We start from the raw sequence: 2,011 nt of genomic DNA on the forward strand, positions 1-2,011 counted from the left end.
CGGGCGGGCCTTCGCTTGCCGGAGAATGACCGTCTTTCAACGTCCGGGTGGGACTCCGTTTGCGAAGAACAACAGCCTTTCAGCGCTCGGGAGCCCTCCGTTTTTCCTTTCTGTCTTTTCTCGACGCTCGTTCATGCCGTGCTTTTACTTTCTGCGTTTTTTCAACGCTCGGGGCCCCGGGCCGCTTTCGAGCGGCCCGGCCGACGGCCGCAAGCAGCCGCGATTCACTCGCAACGTCAGCGCGGCGGGCGTCGTGCAAGCCCCGCGTCCGTACAGCGTGTCCAGCGCTGACGGGCGTTCGCCGCACTCGGGAGACGGAAAACTCGGGGCGTTGTTTGCGGCGGGAAAGCCGTTGCTGGCCCTCGAACGGGCCTTCGTTCGGCCCTTCCAGCCCTTTCCAATGCTCGGGGCCCTCAGGTCAACGGTCGGCCGCTTCTCAAGGTGATGTTCCCGCTGAGCGCAGCATCGGTGTGACCGGCACAGCATCTCCAGCAATGGATATAAAAAGACCTGCCGACCCCTTCCAGAATGGAGGAAGATTTTCCGCGCGCTGCGGGGGTGGCAGGTACATTGCGCCGGCAATTTACTTGTTCCGACTCAAAAAATCAATGGACAGCGAATGGCTTTAAGAAAAGTCGCTCCGGCAGCCATGGATTCCTCGAATGGCAACCTCTCGACTTCTTTGAAAAAGGACTTGCCTTTTCAAAAAGTTGCAGCTATCTCATTATCAGTAAATATTCCTGATAAAGAGGGCCCATGAACGACATTTTCTGTACGCGACGCGCCTTTCTTCTTGGCCTGACGCTGATGATGAGTTTCAGGCCCGGTTCTGCGGCTGCGGCGTTTTCCCGACCCACCTTTGACCCTTTGCGGGAGGCAGTTTCAATGAAGGACAGCGGTTTTCGCATTGTGGCGCGCGGTGACGCTGCCGTGCCGCCTCTGACCCCCATGGAAGCGGAGGTCATTCTTCGCAAGGCCACGGAAGCGCCGTGGACGGGCAAATATGAAAAGAACAAGGCGGCCGGAACATACTTGTGCCGTCAGTGCGGCGTGGCGCTGTACCGTTCGGCGGACAAGTTCGACTCGGGCTGCGGCTGGCCCGCCTTTGACGACGCGCTGCCCGGCATGGTGCGTCGTCTGCCCGATGCCGACGGTCGCCGGGTGGAGATTCAGTGCAATCATTGCGGGGCGCACCTCGGCCACGTGTTCGAGGGCGAGCGACTGACCGAAAAGAACACCCGCTACTGCGTCAACTCCGTGTCCATGAGTTTTGCGCCTGCGGGCAGTGAAAAGGAAAAACTGGGTCTGGCGCTCTATGAAAAGGTGAAGGGAACCAGCGTGGCCGTGCTTGCGGGCGGCTGCTTCTGGGGCGTGGAGGACGGCATGCGCAAACTGCCCGGCGTGGTGGACGTGCGCTCCGGCTATACCGGAGGTCACCTCGACCGGCCTTCCTACGAAGACGTGTGCCGCGGCAACACCGGACACGCCGAAGCCGTGCTCGTGCGCTTCGATCCAAAAAAAATCAGCTATGAGACCATTGTCCGCCGCTTCTTTGAAATCCACGACCCCACGGAGCTCAACCGCCAGGGCCCGGACGTGGGCAGCCAGTACCGCTCCGCCATATTCTGGCTCGATGACGACCAGAAGGCCACGGCGCAGAAGCTCATGGAGGAACTCCGCTCCCTGGGCTACCACGTCGTGACCACCCTCGAACCCGCCGGCCCCTTCTACGAGGCCGAATCCTGGCACCAGAACTTCGCAGCTCGCACCGGCCGCGGCACCTGCCACCTCCCCGTCCCCCGCTTCTCCCGCCGCGCCGACGGCTCGCCCAGATAAAAGGCAGAAAGGCATGCGGGGGGAATAATTCCCCCGCGCCCCCTTGTTTCTGCCTCCCGGCTTCGCCGAGAGGCAGGACAACGGGGACGGGAAGGCTTACGCCTGAAGCAAAGGGCGAAGGGGGGGAGGTCAGCCGGAAGGCCGTCTTTCAGCGCTCGGGGGCCCCGGGCGACGT

The 2,011-nt window shown here is 61.9% G+C and carries 1 protein-coding gene; it reads left to right on the forward strand.

All coding sequences use genetic code 11. From position 1 onward, the window contains the following. Positions 1–885: 885 nt before the first annotated feature. The gene (locus QZZ60_RS11350) at positions 886–1,836 is read left to right on the forward strand and encodes a bifunctional methionine sulfoxide reductase B/A protein (protein WP_295641481.1); all 951 of its coding nucleotides are present in this window, start codon (positions 886–888) and stop codon (positions 1,834–1,836) included. Positions 1,837–2,011 lie beyond the last annotated feature (175 nt).

The organism is uncultured Mailhella sp. (genome assembly GCF_905187505.1).
Lineage (GTDB): Bacteria > Desulfobacterota > Desulfovibrionia > Desulfovibrionales > Desulfovibrionaceae > Mailhella.

What these genes read in the sequence shown, in the direction of transcription:
- QZZ60_RS11350 (WP_295641481.1), top strand. Translation starts at nt 886, where the DNA reads ATGAAGGACAGCGGTTTTCGCATTGTGGCGCGCGGTGACGCTGCCGTG.